General features: G+C 63.9%; 1 protein-coding gene. It reads right to left on the bottom strand.

The features are described from left to right. Positions 1-536 (bottom strand): condensation domain-containing protein (locus AWB80_RS42850; protein WP_244207078.1); only part of this gene is annotated, 536 nt, incomplete at its 3' end. Positions 537-595: the final 59 nt, after the last annotated feature.

The raw sequence follows: 595 nt of genomic DNA, 5'->3' as shown, positions 1-595 counted from the left end.
GCACGCAGCACCAGCGTATTGACGAACAGGCCGATGAGCGGTTCGATCTGCGCATGCGTTCTATTGGCGATGGGCGATCCCACGGCCACCTCTGATTGCCCCGACAAACGTGCGAGCAGCGCCTGGAACACCGCAAGCAGCAGCATGAAGGGCGTGACGCCTTCACGCTTCGCCAGCGCGTTCAGGCGTTCGTATAACTCGGGACTCACGGCAAAGGGCAACGTCGCGCCGCGCCCGCTGATCTGCGCAGGGCGAGGGCGATCGGTGGGGAGATCAAGCGGTGCAAGCTCGGCGAGCTGATTGCGCCAGTACTGAGTCTGACGTTCGAGTTCGGCGCCAGCGAGCCAGTCGCGTTGCCACAGGGTGTAGTCGGCGTACTGCACGGCCAGCGGCGGCAGGGCGACAGGTTCGTTACGCAATGCGGCCGTATAGCAGGCGGCGAGTTCACGCACCAATACGCCGGTGGACCAGCCATCGGAGACGATGTGATGCATCGTGAACAGCAGAACGTGTTCGTCTTCTGCGAGGCGCAGCAATCGGGCGCGCAGCAAGGGGCCGTGTTGAAGATCGAAGGGGCGTCGGGCTTCGTCTTGCG

The organism is Caballeronia pedi (assembly GCF_001544915.2).
Taxonomy (GTDB): Bacteria; Pseudomonadota; Gammaproteobacteria; order Burkholderiales; family Burkholderiaceae; genus Caballeronia; species Caballeronia pedi.
This window is presented reverse-complemented; position numbering and strand designations above follow the sequence as displayed.